Source organism: Alistipes sp. dk3624 (assembly GCF_009557455.1).
Classification (GTDB): domain Bacteria; phylum Bacteroidota; class Bacteroidia; order Bacteroidales; family Rikenellaceae; genus Alistipes_A; species Alistipes_A hominis.
Window position 1 is genome coordinate 2,301,895 of record NZ_CP045651.1, and the last position, 20,112, is coordinate 2,322,006.

Below are 20,112 nucleotides of genomic sequence, written 5' to 3' on the forward strand. Positions count from 1 at the left end.
GATCGCGTTTAAATCAGGTTGTCCACGTAATCGGCCTCGATCCGCAGGTTGCCGATGATGAAGCCCTGGCGTTCCATGCTGTTCTTGCCCATGTAGAATTCGAGCAGATCGGCGACCGGGTCTTCCTTGGTCAGCCGCACTTTGTCGAGCCGCATGTTTTCGCCGATGAACTCTTTGAACTCGTCGGCCGAGATTTCGCCCAATCCTTTGAATCGCGTGATTTCGGGGTTCGGGCCCAGTTGGTCGACCGCCCGTTGCCGCTCTTCCTCGCTGTAACAGTAGCGCGTTTCCCGTCGGTTGCGGACGCGGAACAGCGGCGTCTGCAAAATGTACAGGTGTCCCGAACGGATCACTTCCGGAAAGAACTGTAGGAAGAAAGTCATCAGCAGCAAACGGATGTGCATCCCGTCGACGTCGGCATCGGTCGCCACGACGATCTTGTTGTAGCGCAGGTTGTCCATGTCCTCCTCGATGTTCAGCGCCGCCTGCAGCAGGTTGAATTCCTCGTTCTCGTAAACGATTTTTTTTGTTAGCCCGAAGCAGTTCAGCGGCTTGCCCCGGAGGCTGAACACGGCCTGCGTATTCACGTCGCGCGATTTGGTGATCGAGCCGCTGGCCGAATTACCCTCGGTGATGAAGATCATCGACTCTTCGGCGCGGTCGTTCTTGTCGGTCAGGTGGATGCGGCAGTCGCGCAGTTTCTTGTTGTTCAGGCTCACTTTTTTGGCCATCTCTCGGGCCTTTTTCTGAATGCCCGAGATCGCCTTGCGCTCTTTTTCGTTTTCCTGTATTTTTTTTTGCAGGATATCGGCCGTTTCCGGGTGTTTGTGCAGGAAATTGTCGAGTTCCGTTTTCAGAAAATCGACGATGAAGTTCCGCACCGTAGGCCCGTTCGGGCCCATCTCTTTCGAACCGAGTTTCGTTTTGGTCTGCGATTCGAACATCGGCTCCTCGACTTTGACGCTGATCGCCGCGATCACCGACGTGCGGACGTCTGCCGCATCGTAGTCCTTTTTGTAAAATTCCTTGATCGTCTTGGCGATCCCTTCGCGGAAAGCGGTCTGATGCGTTCCGCCCTGCGTCGTATGCTGACCGTTGACGAACGAGTAGTAGGTTTCGCCGTAGCCGTGCCCGTGCGTGATGACCACTTCGATGTCCTCTCCGCAGAGGTGAACGGGCGGGTAGAGCGGCTCTTCGCCGAGGTTTTCCTGCAGCAGGTCGAGCAGCCCGTTTTTCGAGACGAACGCCTGCCCGTTGACCCTGATCGTCAGCCCGGCGTTCAGGTAAGTGTAGTTGCGTACCATCGACTCCACGTATTCCATGTGAAAGTCGTAGCTGCCGAAAACGCTTTCGTCGGCATGGAACGACACCATCGTCCCGTTCTTTTCGCCGACGCCGCTTTCGGACACGTCCGCGATTTCGTTCCCCTTCTCGAACCGCACGCTGCGGGCTTCGCCGTCGCGCACGCTGCGGATCAGGAAAGCGTCCGACAGCGCGTTGACCGCCTTGATGCCGACGCCGTTCAGTCCGACCGATTTTTTAAACGCTTTCGAGTCGTATTTCGCGCCGGTGTTCATCTTCGACGCCACGTCCACCAGTTTGCCGAGCGGCACGCCGCGTCCGTAGTCGCGTACGGTGACGGTCTTGTCGTCCGCGATCGTGATGTCGATGCTCTTGCCGAAGCCCATCATGTATTCGTCTACGGAGTTGTCCAGCACCTCTTTGATCAGGATGTAGATCCCGTCGTCGGCGGACGTTCCGTCGCCGAGTTTCCCGATATACATACCCGGCCGCCGCCGGATGTGCTCTTTCCAATCCAGTGTCCGGATGTGTTCGTCCCCGTAATCTGCAACCATACCCATAGTCGATTCTCGTGCTCCTATCTCTTTTATTTTTCGTTTATTGTTGTTTTCCGGTCATTTGCAGGTGCGCCGTCCGCATCCGGTTTTCCATTTCGACGGCCAGTTCGCGGGCTTCCTTCGACGCTACGTATTCCGCAGGCAGCGCGTCGAGCACCTTTACCCGGAACGTATGCGGCATCCGCAGCCGCCAGCCGTCGTTCAGGCTCCACGTGCCGTCGATCACGACCGGTTGGATGCCCACGCCGGCATGCTTGGCCACCAAGAAAGCCCCGTCTTTGAACCGTCCGATCTCTCCCGTCTTGGTGCGCGTCCCTTCCGGGAAGACGATCACCGACGTTCCGCGCGACAACCGCTGCCGGCAGCGTTCGAGCATCTGTTTGGCGCTGCCCCGCGAGCCGCGTTCGACCGGAATGTCGCCGTGCATCCACAGCACCCAACCGAAAACGGGCATTTTCTGCACCTCTTTTTTCGATACCCATTTGAACGTCGTGGGCAGTACGTACATCAGCGGGATGTCGAGCATCGACTGATGGTTCGTGACGATCACCCACGGCCGACTGCGGTCGATTTTTTCGGCGCCTTCTATCCGTATGCGCCACCAGGGGCACAACCTGAAAATCCCGTACGACCACATCCGCGAGGCCCAGTGCAGCACCACCCGTTCCCGGTCGAAAAGCACCGTCAGCAAGAATAGGACTGCGAACGGGATGAAACAGAGTAACGTGAACACAACCAAAAGGATGTAGTACAATATAGATCTTACCATAAACGCAGATTTCCCCAAATTTTAGAACCATGCAAGTTTAGCATAAATTTTCGGTTTTTCCGCCGGATTTCCGGATCATTTATCAACAATTAATCACAACCGGTCCCTACGCAAAAGCCTGTCGGGACGCTTACGGGCTTCTCTTCTAATCTGTAAAACGGACTCGGGCGGTTCGTGTTGTCTGCGCCGCGCCGCATCCGGTTTGTGTCGCATACGGTAAAAACTCCGATTAAATTTTGACGATTCGGAAAAATCTCGGATATTTGTGGTTCGATGAAAGAGACTCGGAAAATTACGCTCGAAGAGATACAGCTTCCCATAGCCGGAAAAATCCGCAGCTATGAGGAGTATATAGCTTCCATCCTTCACAGCGACAACCGCTACGTCGCTTCCATCACCGATTACATCCTGAGTAACCGGGGCAAGCAACTGCGTCCGTTGCTGGTGTTGCTGTCGGCGGCGTTGCACGGCGAAGTGGCCGATCGCAGCTACATGGGAGCCTCGCTCGTCGAGATGATCCATACGGCTTCGCTGATCCACGACGATGTGGTGGACGAGGCTTACGTGCGTCGCAGCGCTCCGTCGGTCAATGCGCTGTGGCATTCGCGCACGGCTGTGCTGATCGGCGATTATATTTTCGCCCGCACGTATCACGTGAGCTTGCAAAACGGGGGCTGGGACATGCTGACCGAGGTGACCCGTTCGATCCACGAAGTTTGCGAGGGGGAGCTGATCCAGACCGAACAGACCGAGAAACTGGCGATGACCGAAGCGATCTATTACGATATCATCTATAAGAAGACCGCTTCGCTGCTGGGAGCTTGCGCTGCGGTCGGGGCGATTTCGGTAGGTGCGCCTGCCGACCGCGTGGCGGCTCTCAGGCAGTTCGGCGATCACCTGGGCATCGCGTTTCAGATCAAGGACGATATTCTGGACTATTCGCCGATGGAGGTGACCGGCAAACCGGCCGGAGGCGATATGCGCGAACGCAAGATCACGCTGCCGCTGCTCCGTTTGCTGGACCAGAGTGCGCCCGAACGCCGCCGGAAGCTGGTCGCCAAACTCAGCGACGTGCGTAATTCGCCTAAAAACGTCGATTATCTGTGCAAGGCGGTGCTCGACAGCGACGGCATCGCGTATGCGCGGCAGTGCATGACCGAATACCGGAATCGGGCGCTGGCCTTCCTGGAAGGCTATCCGGAGTCCGACGTACTTCGTTCGCTGCATTTGTTCGCCGATTTCGTTCTTTCGCGCGATAAGTGATTTTGAAATCTTTTACGGGATCGAACGCTCGCCTTTTTCCCGAAAGGCCGCCTGTCCGACGGAACGGTTTGCGCGGCCGACTTGCCGCCGGATCGGGCAACGGGCGGAATTCATGACAAACAGAACATGGAACTCATTCTGAAATATTTTCCGGAACTTACGGCCGTACAGCGGGAACGGTTCGCCGCTCTCGGGGCGTTGTACCGCGAATGGAACGACCGGATCAACGTCGTTTCGCGTAAGGACATCGACCAGCTTTACCTGCGGCATGTGCTGCACGGGCTGGCCATCGCGAAGGTGTGTGCGTTCCACCCCGGTGCGCGGGTGCTGGACGTGGGGTGCGGAGGCGGTTTCCCGGGGATTCCGCTGGCCATCCTTTTCCCGGAGGTTCGTTTCACGCTGGTCGATTCGATCGGCAAGAAGATCCGGGTCGTGCGGGAGATTTCCCGTGCGGCGGGAATTTCGAACGTAGAGGGCGTTCACAGCCGCGTCGAGCAGATGCCCGGAAAATTCGATTTCGTCGTCAGCCGGGCCGTCACCGAAATGAAACCGTTCGTCGGTTGGGTGTGGAACAAGCTGGAACCGGTCGCCGGGGCCGGATCGCTGGCAGGGGGCATACTGTACCTCAAGGGCGGCGACCTGGACGCCGAATTGGATGCGGTGGGCAAACCGTACACGGTGTTCGATATTCCGGATTTCTTCGGCGAGCCGTTTTTCGAAACCAAAAAGGTGGTTTACTTTCCGAAATAGGGGACGGACGGCGCATTTCCCGTATCGGCTATTTCGCTGGTATGCTTATTTTTCTCAAAAAGTTTTTGTATAAATCAAAAATGTTTTACCTTTGCACTCCGTTGCGTGCGAATCGGACGCAGGACAAGAGAAACGAAAATAGATAAAAACATAAAACGCGATGAAAAGGACTTTTCAACCCTCTCAGAGAAAAAAGATCAACAAGCACGGTTTCCGTGAAAGAATGTCTACTGCCAACGGTCGCAAGGTGCTTGCCGCCCGTCGCGCGAAAGGACGCAAGAAGTTGACCGTTTCCGACGACACCCGTTGGAAATAATCGTTCCTGACAGAGAAATGAAGGGGCTGCTAAGCATTTGGCAGCCTTTTTTCGTACCGTAAATATTTTAGGAATTATGTTTGGGTTATCCGGAAAGTATGAGTCGCTGGTCGAAAAGGTCGACCGTTCGCAGCGCCTGAGCCGCGACGAAGCGTCGGTGTTGGCCGGTGCGCCGCTGGCGCTGCTGGGGTTGCTGGCCTCGCGGGTCAAGGAGCGTAAAAGCGGCCGCGAGGTCTATTATAACCGCAATTTCCACATTGAGCCGACCAATATCTGCGTTTTCAACTGCCGGTTCTGTTCGTACCGGCGACCGGCGGGAGCTTCCGACGCGTGGGATTATTCGGAAGAGGAGATCCTCGCGCAGGTGGAAGCGCACCGCGATAGCGGGGCTACCGAGATTCACATCGTCGGCGGAGTGCATCCGCAACACGACATCTATTATTATGCCGATCTGATCCGGAAGGTAAAGCGGATTCTGCCGCAGGCTTCGGTCAAGGCGTTCACGGCGATCGAACTGGCCTATATGATCGACAAGGCGGGACTGACCCCGCACGACGGCCTCGCATTGCTCAAGGAAGCCGGCATGGAGGCGATTCCCGGCGGCGGCGCCGAGATTTTCGACGAAGCGATCCGTGCGCGGATCTGCCCGGAGAAAGGGAGTTCCGAAACGTGGCTTGCGATGCACCGCGAAGCGCACCGGATCGGGATTTCGACCAATGCGACGATCCTGTACGGGCATGTCGAAAACTGGGAACACCGCATCGACCACCTCGACCGGCTCCGCACGCTGCAAGACGAAACGGGTGGCTTCAACGCGTTCATTCCGCTGAAGTACCGCAGCCGGCACAACTCCATGTCCGAAGTAGGCGAAGTGAGTGTCGTCGAAGATATGCGGATGACGGCCCTGGCGCGTGTTTACCTCGATAATTTTCCGCATATCAAAGCCTACTGGCCGATGTTCGGCAAGACGACGGCGCAGATCGCGCTGGCGTTCGGGGCCGACGATATGGACGGTACGATCGACGACAGCACGAAAATCTACTCGATGGCGGGAGCCGAGGACCAGTCTCCGGCCATGACCGCCGCCGATATGGAGCGGCTGATCCGCGATGCGGGATATCTGCCCGTCGAACGCGATACGTTTTACAATCCGGTTAAAAAGTAGTATATTTAACCCGGAATTGACCGGCCGAACCGGTCGTCTTAACCGTACGATATGGACTTTCTGAGAAAACTGGCCCGGAAGATCAACGGCAATCCGATTTCGCGCAATCTGGTGCTGGCTGCCTGTGCGATCATCGTGTTTATGTGCGTTGTGAATTTGCTGCTGAATCTTTTTACTCGCCACGGGCAAGTGCGCGACGTTCCCGATTTCAGCGGGATGACCGTCGAGGAGGCCGTCAAGGCCGGAAAGGGGGCTTCGCTGAAGATCGAGGTCAACGATTCGTTGTATGTCCCGGCCTATCCGGGCGGCGTGATCCTGGAACAGAACCCGTCGGCCGGGGCCCGGGTGAAATCCGGCCGTCATATTTTCGTGACGATCAATTCGTTCCATCAGAAGATGGTGACCGTTCCCTATGTGACCGGATTCTCGTTGCGTCAGGCGAAAAACAACCTGGAGATGGCCGGTCTGGAAATCAAGGAGCTGATCTATAAGAGCGACATTGCGACCAATTATGTGCTGGAAGAGCGTTGCGCCGGTAAGGTGGTGCAGCCGGGCAGCAAGTTGCAGACCGAAATGGGGTCGGGCGTTACGCTGGTCGTCGGCATGGGCGAAGGAGGAAACGTGCAGCAGATCCCGCAGCTAGTCGGGTTTACGGCACGGGAGGCGAAAAGCCGACTTTGGGAAGCCGGTTTCAACGTAGGCAAGATCACTCGCGACGAAGGGATTACGGCCCTGAACGAAGTGGACGCCCGGGTTCATGCGCAGTCGCCCGCCACGGGCAGCCGCCGGACGCTGGGTACGAAGGTGAATTTCTCGCTGACTCTCGACGATAAGAAGCTCGATGCAGGGCGCAAGCAGTCCGACCGGGATGCTCGAAAGGCCGTTCGGGAATTGGCCGACAGCCTGGCTGCGACGGAAAGCGAAGTCGAAGAATAAATATTCCAGTCCGGATGAACGAAGAGGATTTGCTGGGGGACGATCCCGAACTGACCGACGGGGCGGACCCGACGGAGGAGATGTACGAACACTACAGCGTGACGGTCGACAAAGGCCAGAACCTGTTGCGAATCGACAAGTTCCTGACCAACCGGATGGAAGGCGCTTCGCGGAACCGGATTCAGACGGCGGCGGACGCCGGCAATATCCTGGTGAACGGCGTGCCCGTCAAGTCGAGTTATAAAGTCAAACCGCTGGATCGGGTATCGATCGTGATGCCCTATCCGTTGCGGGAAGTGGAGATCATTCCTGAAAACATACCGTTGGACATCCGTTACGAAGACGACGACCTGATTATCGTCAACAAGCCGGCCGGCATGGTGGTGCATCCCGGTCACGGGAACTATTCGGGAACGCTGGTCAACGCGTTGACCTATCATCTGAAAGATCTGCCGCTGTTCCGCGACGGCGATATGCGGGCCGGTTTGGTGCACCGAATCGACAAGAATACGTCCGGTATCCTCGTCGTTGCCAAAAACGAACGGGCGCACGCGCGCCTGGCCAAACAGTTTTTCGATCATTCGATCCATCGGGTCTATCATGCGCTGGTGTGGGGCAATATGGAGGCCGACGAGGGCACGGTCGTCGGAAATATCGGCCGCAGCGTGCGCGACCGGCTGAAAATGGCTGTCTTCCCGGACGGCGACGGCGGCAAACACGCCGTAACCCATTACCGGGTGCTCGAACGGCTCGGTTACGTCAATCTGATCGAATGCCGGCTCGAAACCGGGCGTACGCACCAGATCCGGGTGCACATGGAATACATCGGTCATCCGTTGTTCAACGACGAACGTTACGGCGGCGATCGGATACTGAAAGGAACGACTTTCTCGAAATACAAACAGTTCGTCGAAAATTGTTTCCGGACGATGCCGCGCCACGGATTGCATGCCCGTAGTCTCGGGTTCATCCATCCGGCGACCGGGAAGGATGTTTTTTTCGAGAGCGAGATGCCGGACGATATGCGGACGGTGCTCGACCGGTGGCGGAATTACGTTTCGGCCCGCCCGGAGGAGGGCGGTTGTTGACGGCCGGTGAACAGGGCGAAATGAAACGGGCGGATTTTCTTAATCCGCCCGTTTCGTTTTTTATTCCGTGACGATCACCGGTATCTTGATGTTGGCCGCAATCGTAGGTTGCGGATCTAATGTTCTTGAATATAGCGTATTCAGGCTGATGTAGTACGATCCGATATCCTCCGTGTCCAGCGGCGCGAAAAAGATCAGTTGAAGGTACATGGCTTCCGGGGAGGTCGTACCTTTGTCGTCCTTGTATTTGAGACTCTGCCTGAAAAGGGTTCTGGCCGACGTTCCGTTTTCGTGCATGAACTGCTTGGTCAGGGTAAATCCGAGCGGCGGACGAACCTGCTGGAACAATTCCGAGGTGACGCCTACGGCGGCCATGATCTCGCCCATTTCGATGTCGAGGGTTTTGTTGGCTTCGGTAATCTCGGCGTAATCGGAAACCTTCAGGGTAATGGCAGGCGCGATGCACCGTGTCTGGTAAACTTTCACGAGAGCCGTTTTCAACACGTGGTTGGTCGTATCGTTCCGGTCCGTTAGGTAGATGTTTATATCGACCGGTACGAAGGCTTCGTCGGGTTTCGGGAAGTCGAGTCCGATCGGTTCCATCGTCCAGGTCGCGTTGTCTTTGTCGGTCAGGAAAAAATATCCGGCGAATTCGCCTCCGAGCTTGCAACTGTCGACGATCGCGTCCTCCATGTCGAATTTCGTAGCGCTGCCTTCCGAAATGGCGCACGGCAGCAATCGTACGGAAGTGGCGATCGGCGTGTTGTTCAGTTCGACGTAGGATACGGCCGGCGAAACGTCGATGTCTACCATGTCCCCGGTCAGTTTGATCCGCGTGTTCAGATTTCCGAAAGTCGCGGACGTCAGCGCCACGCGCCGGTTGTCCGCATCGGTATAATTTAGCACCAGCGTGAAGTCGATGTCGCCGTAGTAGGCGCCGTCGAGAATTTCGATCTCGGCGATCCACTGTCCTTCGCAGGTCTCTCCGGCCTGGTTTTTATAAGGCGTTACGCCGACCAGCGAACATTCGGGAATGGTCGTGACGTACGAGGCTTTGGTGATCTGCGAACGGATGGCGTCCAGTCGGAGGTCTTCCGCCTGGACGATATAATTCGATGGGTTGACCCGGAAGGGCACTTTCAGCGTCGATCCGTTCAGGACGGTGATTTCGGACTGTAGCAGCGTGATGCCGGTCGGGTAGGGCCGTTTCAGCGTATCGATGTCGTCTTTCATCTCCTTGCATCCCGGAAGAACGGCGGTCAGCAGGGCTATTCCGCAATATAACAAAGCTTTTTTCATAGTGGTCAAATGAATTACCTGATGCGATCCAGGGATCGTACCAGTTTGTCGTCTTTAACGATTCCCCGGCGAGCGAGCAGGGTCAGGATCGCAGCGACGAGGGGAAAGGCCGCGGTCACCGACAGCGCTACGGGGCCGAAGCCTTCTTCGCCGAACGACTTCAGGTAGAGCGCCGTCACGCCGGCCGTCAGCAACAACAGTACGATTTGCGCCGTGCACAAGCGCTTTTGGAGCCTGCGTTTTTTGTAGCGGAAAACGGTGATTATCTCCAGCACGATCGTTGCGCCCAGCAGCGTCGTGGCTGCGAGAGTCAGCGAGTTGACGATCGGACTGCTGCTGGCCGTCGGGTCGTCGTATCCCCAGACCATGATCCGGAAAACCGAGTTTTCCGGGCCGATCGCATGGGCCAGCGGCAGGAAGAACATCAGCCCCAGCAGCAGCGCCGACAGGAGCAGGTATACGGTTTGAATGCGTTGTATCATTGTGAAACGGATTTGTTTTGAAGTTTTTCATCGATCAGGTAGCGGTTCCTGTCCCCGGAATTCCGGCTGATCAGTTCCCCGATGAAACCCGCCAGGAACAGTTGTACGCCGATGACGACGGCCCCCATCGCTATATAGAACAGCGGTTGATCGGTCGCGCCGCGCACCGGAATCAGGTGCGCCTGTTTATACAGTTTTTCGGCGATGACCCATACGGTCGTCGCGCCGCCGACCAGGAACATCAGCGTGCCCAATCCGCCGAAGAAGTACATCGGACTTTTGCCGAAGCGGGTCATGAACAGGACGGTGATCAGGTCGAGATATCCCTTGATCATCCGTTCCCATCCGAATTTCGACACCCCGTACTTCCGGGCCCGGTGATGCACGACCTTTTCGCCGATTCGTTTGAAACCGGCTTGCTTGGCCAGGAACGGGATGAACCGGTGCATTTCGCCGTAAACCTCGATGCTTTTGACCACCTGGTTGCGGTAGGCTTTCAGGCCGCAGTTGAAGTCGTGCAGCTTGATTCCGGAAGCCAGTCGCGCCGTGCCGTTGAAGAATTTACTCGGCAGCGTCTTCCCGACCGGATCGAACCGGCGCTTTTTCCATCCGCTGACCAGGTCGTATCCCTCTTCGGTAACCATCCGGTACAGTTCCGGGATTTCGTCCGGCGAGTCCTGCAGATCGGCGTCCATCGTGATCACGACGTCGCCCCGGGCCGCTTCGAAGCCGCAGTAGAGTCCGGCCGATTTCCCGTAATTGCGCCTGAACCGGATGGCCCGGACGCACGGATTGGCGTCGTGCAGCGAGCGGATCACTTCCCACGAGCGGTCGTTGCTGCCGTCGTCCACGAAGATGACTTCGTACGAGAAGCGGTTCTCCGCCATCACCCGCTCGATCCATGCGAGCAATTCGGGCAACGATTCCTCCTCGTTGTACAGCGGGACGACTATCGAGATGTTCGGATTGTTTTCTAACATCGTGCTGTTGTTTTTATTCGGATTGCGGGGGCGTCGTGCCGTTTTGTCCGTTGTTCGCACCGGCGAACGGGTCGCCGTGGCGTTTGACGAACAACGATACGATCAGGCCGAGCAGTCCGCCGTAAATAATCATCGTACCCACGCCGCTGAACACGACGAAGAGCGGGTTCCCCATCATTCTCGCCGCGATCGTACCGGCCGACTCGACCGCTTTCTCGTCCCATCCGTTTTCCACGTAGGTCGCGATCGCCAGGTCCATCTGTTGCCGGAAAAATTCCGGGTCGATCCATTTGTAAAGCACGAACATGCCCAGTCCGCCGAGAATCCCGGCGAACAGCGACATCCGCAGGACGAAGGCCATGCTTTGGCCGAACGAAAAGCCGGCGGCTCCGCGCAGGGCCGCCATCCGGCTCGAATAGAAATAGAGAAATCCGGCGATCGAAAAGAAGCCCAGCGCGCCCGCCAGCGATGCGACGCCCGTATGCGAGCGCATCAGGTGACCGGCGATCGCAAGGATCGCATAGGTCAGGCCCATGTAGAACCCGCCGGTCGCCGCCTCCCTCCATGCAATGCTATTGAATGATTTTTCCATCGTAACGATTTTCTGATTGTCGGTTTAAACGAGGTTGCCGATGCCTTCGCGCAGGATCGAGATGTCGTCCGGGTCGGTGCAGTCGACCACCGTCGTCGGGACGTGGTTGCCGTATCCGCCGTCGATCACCGCATCCACCAGTGTTCCGTAACGCTCGTAGATCAGCGACGGGTCGGTCGTGTACTCCTCTTCCCGGCTGTCTTTGACCGAGGCCGTGACCATCGGATTGCCCAGCGCTTCGACCAGCGCGATCGGAATGCCGTTATCCGGAATACGTATCCCCACCGTTTTTTTCTTTTCCAGGAATTTGTCCGGAATTTTTCCCGATGCGTTGAGGATGAAGGTAAACGGGCCGGGCAGGTTGCGTTTCAGCAGTTTGAAGACCGTGTTGTCCACCTTGGCGTATGCCGCGACTACGCTCAGGTCGGGGCAGATGATCGAAAAGTCGGGGCCCGTTTTACCGGTGATCGCGCGGATCCGCTCGATGGCCTTGGTGCTTTTCAGCGAGCAGCCGAACGCGTAGACGCTGTCGGTCGGATAGATGATCACGCCGTCGCGTGCGAGGATGTCCGCCGCCTGCGCGACGGATTTCTCATTCGGGTTTTGCGGATAGATTTTGATGATCATAACCCTGTGTCGTTTTGTCGTGACGGTCGAAATAAAAAATGGGTAAGCTACTTATATCGCACCGCTACAACCGCCTACCCTTGCTGTCTTCCGACCCTGGGGGATTCAGCAGGAGCTGGTCGTATAAGACTTACCCAGGGACAAAATTAAACAATTTCGCTATATTTGCAAAAATATTTTTCCGGATGAAGCGAAAAGGAAAGTATTACCTGCTTGCCGCGTTTGCGGCGCTTGCGGTAACGGTTTGTGTCGGTGGTTATTCCGCATGGCAATACTTTTGGGGCGGGGCGGTGGCCCGCGACGCGGTCGTGCTGGTTCCTACCGGCAGCGATTTCGACCGGCTGACCGATTCGCTGCGGCGCAGCGGCGCGTTGCGCAACGTACGCAAATTCGTGCGGATAGCGCGTATACGCGGTCTGGACGAGACCGTTCGTCCGGGACGTTACAAGCTCGACGCGGGGATGACCTACGCCGCGCTGATCGACCGACTGAAGCAAGGGCTTCAGGCTCCGGTACGGGTTACTTTCAACAATGTCCGGACGCTCGACCGGTTGGCCGGCAGCGTCGGCCGGCGGCTGGAAACCGATTCGGCGACGCTTGCGCGGGCGCTGCTGAGCGATTCTACGGCCCGCGCATACGGATACGCGCCGCAGACCTTCATCGGGATGTTCATTCCGAATACTTACGAAATGTATTGGAACAGTTCGGCGGATGATTTTATTCGGCGAATGAAGAAAGAGTCCGACCGGTTCTGGAAAAACCGCGATGCGAAACTCGCCCGCACGGGCCTCTCCCGCGACGGGGCGATGACCCTCGCTTCGATCGTTTACGAGGAGACCAAGCGCAAGGACGAAATGCCCGTCGTGGCGGGGGTTTATATCAACCGGCTGAAGCGCGGTATGCCGCTGCAGGCCGATCCGACGGTCAAGTTCGCTGTCGGCGATTTCTCGATCAAACGCGTCCTGCATACCCACCTGGCCGTCGATTCCCCGTACAATACTTATAAATACCCGGGCTTGCCGCCGGGGCCGATCTGTATGCCGTCGATCGCCGCGATCGATGCCGTGCTCGACTACGCCGACCACGACTACCTCTATTTCTGCGCCAAGGACGACTTGTCCGGCGCCCATAATTTCGCAAAGACCCTGTCCGAGCACAACCGCAACGCGGCGGCCTATGTATGGGCGCTGAACAGGCTGAAAATCAAATAGATCGTTTAGCTGGCTCCGTTTTTCGGGGCGGGGCTAACGGAATTGCAGACTGCTCCGGCCCATGTCCCGCGACGTCGCCACGGCGATGCCGCGCCGATCGTGGCCGTTGACCGCGCAGTAGAAGTGGTATACCACTCCTTTATATTTCACTACGAACGATTTGTGGGCGAAAAGGTTGTCGTAGGATTCGGACGGGACGATCAGATCGTCGCCCGTCCAGTCCGTCCAGTGGGCCAGATCGTACGAACAGGCGAAACGATTGAAAGCCGCATACGGTTTCCCTTTCCAGAATGCGCCGAAGTAGAACATGACGTACAGGTCGCCCATCTTCTGGATCTGCGCGTCTCCGGTGATCCCTTCGGGATGTTCCAGCACCGGTCGGTCGGAGTAACGCCGCCAGGTTTTCAGGTCGTCCGACAACGCGATCCCGATACTTTCTTTGCCGTCCGCGCTTCCTTTGGCATTGTAATACATGACGAACGGGGCGCCGAGCAGCCGTTTCGGGGCCCGGATCACCGAACTTTTGTACAGCGTGTAGCGCTCCCATGGCCCGGCGTCCGGATCGGCGGGCGTCATGACCGGAGCGTCGAAGCCTTCCCATTCGTGGGGCCGGGCGATCTTCCCGCCGGTGCGGGCCATGCCTACGTTCAACATGCCGGCTTCGTATCCCTGCGTGGCTCCGCCGATGTAGGACAGCCAGTAGCGGCCGTCGTATTTTCCGGCTCGGTAGCTGCCGCCCCAGCGGTAGTCCTGCAACGCGAGGTATCCCCCGCGCTGGGCAGAATCCCAGCTTCCCCCGGCAAACGACAGGATCGGTCCGAGCGTGTTCCATTTCAGTAGGTCGTCGCTTTCGGCCAGCCAAGTCTCGTACCCCGTGCTGTCGAACAACACGTAGGTCATGTACCACTTGCCTTTTTCGCGGAACACGGTCGGGGAGTCCACCATGTCTTCGTCCCGTTCCGGAACCAGGACGAGTCCGTATTTGTAAGGCGTCTTTACCGTTTCGTAAACTTTTTTCATCGTTTCCTGCGGAACGCTTTGCTGCGCCGTCGCGGGTTGCAGGAACGACAGGGCGGCCGCTAATGCCAGCCCGGCGGGGATACGTCGTTTCATAGGTCGTAATATGGATGGATTTGCTGGTTTATCAAGTGCGGTACGGGGCAAGCCGTGTTCCGGTTCCGTAAAGTTAGCATATTTTTTATACCTTAATCAAATAAAAAGGACAGCTCGGCGCCGTTCTTTTATTTTTTCTTTGAAGTCTTATCGGGAATATCCTGATTGGCTATATTGTCAAAAAAATCCGGGATGTTTTGCTGCCTATCTGTCAGCGTTTTATGGGCAAAAATTATTGTCATTCGAATGTCGGACTTTATTTTGATGAAAATCAAAGTATTAATCGCGCGTCGAAAGTCGTCGGACAATAAAAATGTTTGGCCATTACATGAATAATTGTTATGTTTGCGCTGATAAAATACCGTTTCGTACGTTGAAAGCGGGTTTTTCGGGGTTTACGGCATTCGCACCTGGGTCAGGCGCAGAGCCGCGTTCCGGAATATCAAATCGATATTAAGCGGACAAAACTTATCTGACTGCGTGTAAAGACGATTTTCTGGCACGGGGGAATGGAAGGAATGTCCTTTTGTGAAACGGATGACAAGCGAAACCGCTTCGGAGCATTGGTACGCGCTCAAAGTTTTCTACAATAAAGTATTCGAGATCGAAGCTTATCTGAAAGATAAGGCTTTCGAAAGTTATATCCCCCTCAAAACGGTCGAGATGATGTGGCGCGGAGAGAAAAAAATCTGCCGCAAACCGGCCGTTTCTTCCCTGATGTTCGTTCGCGCGACGGAACATGCCGCGATCGGATTGCAGCGGCAGTTGAATAACCGCATTATCGTATACTGCGACCGGGATACGAAGCGCCCTGCCGCGATTCCGGAACGCGAAATGAATATCTTTAGGTTGGTGACCTCTTCGGGCGATCGGGAACTGGAGTATTTCGGCGGCGAAGATACGGTTTATCATACCGGCGACCGGGTACGCGTAACCGAAGGCATCTTCAAGGGCGCGGAAGGTTATATCCGGAGAATCAAAGGGAACAGGCGGCTGGTGGTCTCGATAGAGGGCATCGTAGCCGTTGCCACCTCCTATATTCCGGGGTGTTTTTTAGAAAAGATCTAACGCCGGATCGCCTTTTGCCGTATATTTTATCGTGTTCACTCATCGCATCACAGGTGCGGAACCATTGTTTTAACCGCACAAAAGAACCTTCCGGCCTGAATAAGAATTCGGCGGAGAACTTCTCTCTTTTTGGTAAAATACGTTTTACGGATGCAGCCTGGCAATAGAGTCATTTTAAATACAGCTATTTTATACGCTAAAATGGTTGTTTCCATTTTAGTGGGGTTGATTTCGACCCGTTTGGTTCTTAAGGCGTTAGGAGTAGAAGATTATGGTATTTATAATCTGGTGGCAGGCGTAGTGTCTATGCTGGCGTTTTTAAATACTTCATTGGCGGCGTCTACTCAACGTTTTTTATCTTTTTCTTTGGGAAAACAGGATGTTCGGCATCTTAAAAAAATATTTTACTATAGTTTAATTCTCCATATCGGCATCGGCGTATGTGTTATTTTATTAATAGAGACTGTCGGCATATACGGGATTAAACATGTCCTGACAATCGCGCCGGATAAAATAAGCAATACGCTGTCTATATTGCATTTACTGAGTTGTAGCGTTTTTTTTTCCATCGTAGCCGTTCCGTATATAGCCGTTCTCATCAGCCGGGAGAACATGCTGTTGTTATCTCTGATCGAAATTGCGGAAACCGTTCTCAAATTGCTGGGAGCGGTATATCTATTGACATATCCGGGCAACAGGCTGATCATGTACTCTGCCATCATCGTTGCCGTCATGATCATTTCGCTATTGTTGAAAATGATTATCTGTAGGATGAAATACCCCGAAACTCGTATCGTATTTCAATCATTGAACGACAGAACGCTGTTGCGCGAGTTGACTTCGTTTGCCGGCTGGTATACTTTTGCATCGGTCGGCAGTATGGGGCGGGGACAGGGAATCCCGATGATATTGAATGTGTTTTTCGGAGTGGTCGTGAATGCTGCGTACGGAATTGCCAATCAGGTCAACGGGTTGATGCAGTTTTTTGCTACGGCCATTCTGCAATCCATCAGACCGCAGATCATCAAAAGCGAAGGGGCTCAGGATCGGATCAGGGTAAAGAAATTATCGCTTGTCGCATGTCGTTACATGTTTTTTCTCTGCGCCTTGTTTTCCATTCCGCTGATTATAGAAATGCCTTACGTTCTCCACTTGTGGCTCGGAAACCCGCCTGAGTACACGGTCGGTTTCTGTCGGTTGGTATTGCTGTCCACTTTGCTGTTTATGATTACATGCGGCTTGGGAACTGCCATCGACGCTACCGGCAACATTAAATGGATGTATATTTGGATGGGAAGTTTGCATTTTCTGAATTTGCCGGTAGGTTATTTCTTGCTTAAGGCCGGGATGTCCGCTTACAGCGTATTATGGGTCGTCGTCGGCGAAGAACTCATCTGTATGTGGGTGCGGATCTACTTGGCGAACCGTATTGTCGGGATATCCGTGCGCAAATTCGTCCGACGGGTTATCGTTCCGATTACGATCGTTACGGGGGCGACGGTTCTGGCCGGCATCGTAGCTATTTTTTATATGCATACCGGATTTTTGAGATTGGTCGTCACGTCACTGCTCTGTACCTGTACTTTTTTGATAACGGGTTGGTTTTGCGGAATCGAAAACGAAGAAAAAAGCCGGTTTAAAAATATCATGCACAATATCACCGCACAATTTAAATTGGTCAAACGATGAATGCAGCCCGTCTTGTTAACGGCATTTTATGGCGCATGGAAAAATTCTTTTCCCGTACGCGTATCCGGTGGTTCAAAACTTTGTATATCAATTTTAGAACTCTTCCGTTCAGTCAGGCAATCCGATTGCCTATATACATTTACGGACATGTAAAATTCTATTGTTTATCCGGTAAAATCGTAATTTTCGGACCCATTTCAAGAGGGATGATTAAATTCGGATACCAACAAGGTTCGTTTTCCGCACCGACGAGAAGTGCTATGATTTTGTTGGATCAGGGAACCGAATTGATTTTTAACGGGCCTTGTATGTTCGATTTCGACTATGCTGTCAGATTGACGGGGAAAAGCAATGTAAATATCGGGGCTCATGTAGTATTCGGTCATGATGTGAAAATTTACAGTGAAGAATCGATCACCATAGGGGATTATTGCCGGGTCGCTTTTGGAAGTTGTTTTATAGATACCAATTATCACTATTCTATCGAATTGTCTAATGGCGCTGTCCGTAAAAAGAGCGCTCCTATCGAGATCGGTCGTTATAACTGGATCGGAAACACGTCTACGATCATGAAAGGTACAAGAACCCCGGAGGGAACTATTATCGCATCAAAAGGTTTCTTGAATAAAAATTATGTAAAGCTCGGAGAGGGTGGGACAAATATCGTTTTAGCGGGAAGTCCGGCTAATATTGTACAAAAAGGGTATGCTAGGATACTGTGTCTGGAAATGGAAAAAAATATTAATGAATGGTTTGCGACTCATCCCGGCGAGAAAGAATGTTTGGCGGGCGACTTATCGCATGATTATCGGGTCAATGACGCGTATCGCGATTTATTCAACCGAATATAATGAATAAAAAGATTCGAATCATATTGAGTCGTATCAAATGGGGGCTCGTCAAATGGTATATCGGTCGGAAATACCATGTCTCTTTCGGCCGAAGAGTTGAGGCGTACGATTGCATCTATGAAGGATATCATTCCATCGGAACCGCCAGCTTCATTAGCAGGTCGTATTTAGGATCAGGAACTTACGTTTCGGGGCATTGTGTAATTGGAGATTCGTATATCGGACGGTACTGCAGCATTGCCGACGATGTCGCGATTGGACTTGCGAGTCATCCCTCTGCCGTTTGGGTGACTACTTATCCCGCCTTTTATATGAATTTTAATCGTTGCGTGAATTTTACCTTCCATGCCGGGCCGGAGAAGTATCATCCGTTCAAAAAAGCGTCCGGGCGGTACAACTGCAAGATCGGACACGACGTCTGGATTGGCCGGGGGGCAACAATCGTATCGGGAGTGACGGTCGGCGACGGCGCTATTATCGGAGCGGGCGCTGTCGTATTGAAAGATGTGGCTCCGTATGAAATCGTCGCAGGCGTGCCCGCGCGACATATTCGCTATCGATTTACGGATACTCAGATCAAGGCGCTGTTGCAGATCGAATGGTGGAATAAAGATATGGAATGGCTCAGGGAGCACTATGCGGATTTTGAAAACATAGATATATTTATTGAAAGTTATGCGGACGGCACGTTCTCTCAGAGGTAAAAGACGCTGTCGATTGAAATCTTTTTTACGATTTTTCCCGGAAAAAGTGGCGTCGAACGAACGCCGCAGGGGATTTTATCGAATCGCACGGATGATTCATCGTGTCGCTTAACGATCTGGATAAACAGGCGGATCCCGAGCATACGGACGGCCTGATACGCTGCCGGCAGGAGGCGTAAGGTCGTTGCATATTTTCCGACAATAATCCATACATCATGAAAAACATACTTATTACCGGAGGCGCAGGCTTTATCGGTTCGAATCTCGCGCTCAAACTTTTAAAACGCGGCTATCGAGTCACGGTGCTCGATAGCCTCGCTGCTCAGATTCACGGGGACGATCCGGACAGATCTCCCCTTTACGGCAGTATTAAAAATAAGGTCAGATTCGTTCACGGGGACGTGACCGTCAGGGAAGATTGGGAAAAAGCCTTGAAGGATCAGGATGCGATCGTCCATTTGGCGGCGGAAACCGGGACGGGACAAAGTATGTACGAAATTCAGAAATATACCGGGACCAATATCGGCGGGACCTCGTTGATGTTGGATATACTGACCAATTCGAAACATCGGGTACGAAAAGTGGTCGTCGCTTCGTCGCGCGCCATTTACGGGGAGGGCAGATACCTCAGCCGAACCTACGGTTATGTTTACCCGCTGTCCCGTACGGAGGAATACATGTCGCAGGGCGATTTCGAATGTAAATATCCCGGTGAACCGGCCCCGTTGACCTTGGTCGGAACTACCGAAGATTCGCTGATACATCCGACGTCCGTGTACGGAATCACCAAACATGTCCAGGAACAACTGGTAATGACCGTATGTCCGACGCTCGGCATCGCGCCCGTCGCTTTCCGGTATCAGAACGTTTATGGGCCGGGGCAGTCGCTCAGCAACCCGTACACGGGGATTCTCTCTATTTTTTCGACCCGGATTAAAAACAAAAACGGAATCAATGTTTTCGAGGACGGAAAAGAGAGCCGGGACTTCGTGTACATAGAAGATGTCGTAGACGCAACGATAGCGGGACTCGAAAAGGAACAGGCCGACGGAGAATCCTTCAACGTAGGTACGGGCGTCGCGACGGACGTGCTGACCGTCGCCGAGACGCTGATCGAAAAATACGGGATCGAAGTCCCTGTGACGGTCAGCGGGAACTATCGTCTCGGGGATATCCGCCACAATTACGCCGATCTGACGAAAATCAAAACGAAACTCGGTTTCGAACCCCGGTGGAGTTTCGACAGGGGGATTCGGCAATTTACCGATTGGGTGAATACCCAGGATATCCAGAAAGACCGGTACGAAGACTCCATCGAAGAGATGAAAACGAAAGGACTTTATAAATAGG

The 20,112-nt window shown here is 54.2% G+C and carries 20 protein-coding genes and 1 other RNA gene; 12 read left to right on the plus strand and 9 right to left on the minus strand.

Translation table 11 applies throughout. The features are described from left to right. Positions 1-8 precede the first annotated feature (8 nt). A complete protein-coding gene (locus tag GFH31_RS09840) occupies positions 9-1,862 on the minus strand; it encodes a DNA topoisomerase IV subunit B (protein WP_101571435.1) in 1,854 nt (617 codons plus the stop codon). A 37-nt stretch (positions 1,863-1,899) separates the two neighbouring features. Then, complete coding sequence (locus tag GFH31_RS09845; RefSeq protein ID WP_101571643.1) at positions 1,900-2,628, minus strand: lysophospholipid acyltransferase family protein; 729 nt, start codon at positions 2,626-2,628, stop codon at positions 1,900-1,902. Positions 2,629-2,901: 273 nt separating this feature from the next. Here GFH31_RS09845 and GFH31_RS09850 point away from each other — a divergent pair, with 273 nt between their 5' ends. The 6 genes from GFH31_RS09850 (at position 2,902) to GFH31_RS09875 (ending at position 8,146) form a co-directional block, all read left to right on the plus strand. Beyond that, complete coding sequence (locus GFH31_RS09850) at positions 2,902-3,891, plus strand: polyprenyl synthetase family protein (protein WP_055202178.1); 990 nt, start codon at positions 2,902-2,904, stop codon at positions 3,889-3,891. Positions 3,892-4,017: 126 nt separating this feature from the next. Continuing rightward, entirely contained in the window at positions 4,018-4,641 is a 624-nt protein-coding gene (rsmG, locus tag GFH31_RS09855; RefSeq protein WP_101571433.1) for a 16S rRNA (guanine(527)-N(7))-methyltransferase RsmG, read from the plus strand. Positions 4,642-4,801: 160 nt separating this feature from the next. Then, positions 4,802-4,957, plus strand: a complete 156-nt coding sequence (gene rpmH / locus GFH31_RS09860) for a 50S ribosomal protein L34 (protein WP_055202174.1) — start codon at positions 4,802-4,804, stop codon at positions 4,955-4,957. Between the two features lie 76 nt (positions 4,958-5,033). Further along, positions 5,034-6,122: a CofH family radical SAM protein gene (locus GFH31_RS09865; RefSeq protein ID WP_118657113.1), complete on the plus strand. Its 1,089-nt coding sequence runs from the start codon at positions 5,034-5,036 to the stop codon at positions 6,120-6,122. A gap of 51 nt (positions 6,123-6,173) precedes the next feature. Continuing rightward, entirely contained in the window at positions 6,174-7,058 is an 885-nt protein-coding gene (locus tag GFH31_RS09870; protein WP_118657115.1) for a PASTA domain-containing protein, read from the plus strand. 14 nt (positions 7,059-7,072) lie between these two features. Continuing rightward, complete coding sequence (locus GFH31_RS09875) at positions 7,073-8,146, plus strand: RluA family pseudouridine synthase (RefSeq protein ID WP_118657117.1); 1,074 nt, start codon at positions 7,073-7,075, stop codon at positions 8,144-8,146. Between the two features lie 60 nt (positions 8,147-8,206). On the opposite strand, the gene GFH31_RS09880 is transcribed toward GFH31_RS09875, so the two are convergent. The 6 genes from GFH31_RS09880 to ffs all read right to left on the minus strand — a co-directional run bounded on the left by GFH31_RS09880 (position 8,207) and on the right by ffs (position 12,262). Continuing rightward, the gene (locus tag GFH31_RS09880; protein ID WP_118657119.1) at positions 8,207-9,445 is read right to left on the minus strand and encodes a hypothetical protein; all 1,239 of its coding nucleotides are present in this window, start codon (positions 9,443-9,445) and stop codon (positions 8,207-8,209) included. A gap of 14 nt (positions 9,446-9,459) precedes the next feature. Then, positions 9,460-9,927 (minus strand): DUF4293 domain-containing protein, encoded by a 468-nt coding sequence (locus GFH31_RS09885; protein ID WP_118457710.1) that lies wholly within the window; start codon positions 9,925-9,927, stop codon positions 9,460-9,462. After that, positions 9,924-10,907 carry a glycosyltransferase family 2 protein gene (locus GFH31_RS09890; RefSeq protein WP_118657121.1) on the minus strand — a complete coding sequence of 328 codons (984 nt, stop codon included), beginning with the start codon at positions 10,905-10,907 and terminating at the stop codon, positions 9,924-9,926. The genes GFH31_RS09885 and GFH31_RS09890 overlap by 4 nt, the downstream gene beginning before the upstream one ends. Before the next feature lie 13 nt (positions 10,908-10,920). After that, positions 10,921-11,499, minus strand: coding sequence for a DUF4199 domain-containing protein (locus GFH31_RS09895; RefSeq protein WP_055202160.1), 579 nt, complete (start codon positions 11,497-11,499; stop codon positions 10,921-10,923). Between the two features lie 24 nt (positions 11,500-11,523). Beyond that, on the minus strand, positions 11,524-12,126 hold the full coding sequence (locus tag GFH31_RS09900; protein WP_055202158.1) for an L-threonylcarbamoyladenylate synthase: 603 nt from the start codon (positions 12,124-12,126) through the stop codon (positions 11,524-11,526). A gap of 37 nt (positions 12,127-12,163) precedes the next feature. Beyond that, positions 12,164-12,262: signal recognition particle sRNA small type (ffs, locus tag GFH31_RS09905), an RNA gene on the minus strand. A 49-nt stretch (positions 12,263-12,311) separates the two neighbouring features. On the opposite strand from ffs, the gene mltG reads away from it, so the two are divergent. Beyond that, positions 12,312-13,337 (plus strand): endolytic transglycosylase MltG, encoded by a 1,026-nt coding sequence (gene mltG / locus GFH31_RS09910; protein ID WP_101571421.1) that lies wholly within the window; start codon positions 12,312-12,314, stop codon positions 13,335-13,337. Between the two features lie 33 nt (positions 13,338-13,370). Here mltG and GFH31_RS09915 read toward each other — a convergent pair whose 3' ends face one another. Next, positions 13,371-14,450, minus strand: coding sequence for a glycosylase (locus GFH31_RS09915; protein WP_101571419.1), 1,080 nt, complete (start codon positions 14,448-14,450; stop codon positions 13,371-13,373). 537 nt (positions 14,451-14,987) lie between these two features. On the opposite strand from GFH31_RS09915, the gene GFH31_RS09920 reads away from it, so the two are divergent. From GFH31_RS09920 to GFH31_RS09940, 5 genes are all read left to right on the plus strand, one after another. Beyond that, entirely contained in the window at positions 14,988-15,518 is a 531-nt protein-coding gene (locus GFH31_RS09920; protein ID WP_055202152.1) for a UpxY family transcription antiterminator, read from the plus strand. 150 nt (positions 15,519-15,668) lie between these two features. Beyond that, complete coding sequence (locus GFH31_RS09925; RefSeq protein ID WP_145996508.1) at positions 15,669-17,207, plus strand: hypothetical protein; 1,539 nt, start codon at positions 15,669-15,671, stop codon at positions 17,205-17,207. After that, positions 17,204-18,058, plus strand: a complete 855-nt coding sequence (locus tag GFH31_RS09930) for an acyltransferase (RefSeq protein WP_055202148.1) — start codon at positions 17,204-17,206, stop codon at positions 18,056-18,058. The genes GFH31_RS09925 and GFH31_RS09930 overlap by 4 nt, the downstream gene beginning before the upstream one ends. Continuing rightward, positions 18,058-18,762, plus strand: coding sequence for a CatB-related O-acetyltransferase (locus tag GFH31_RS09935; RefSeq protein WP_055202146.1), 705 nt, complete (start codon positions 18,058-18,060; stop codon positions 18,760-18,762). The genes GFH31_RS09930 and GFH31_RS09935 overlap by 1 nt, the downstream gene beginning before the upstream one ends. A gap of 215 nt (positions 18,763-18,977) precedes the next feature. After that, positions 18,978-20,111, plus strand: a complete 1,134-nt coding sequence (locus GFH31_RS09940; protein WP_101571415.1) for an NAD-dependent epimerase/dehydratase family protein — start codon at positions 18,978-18,980, stop codon at positions 20,109-20,111. Position 20,112 lies beyond the last annotated feature (1 nt).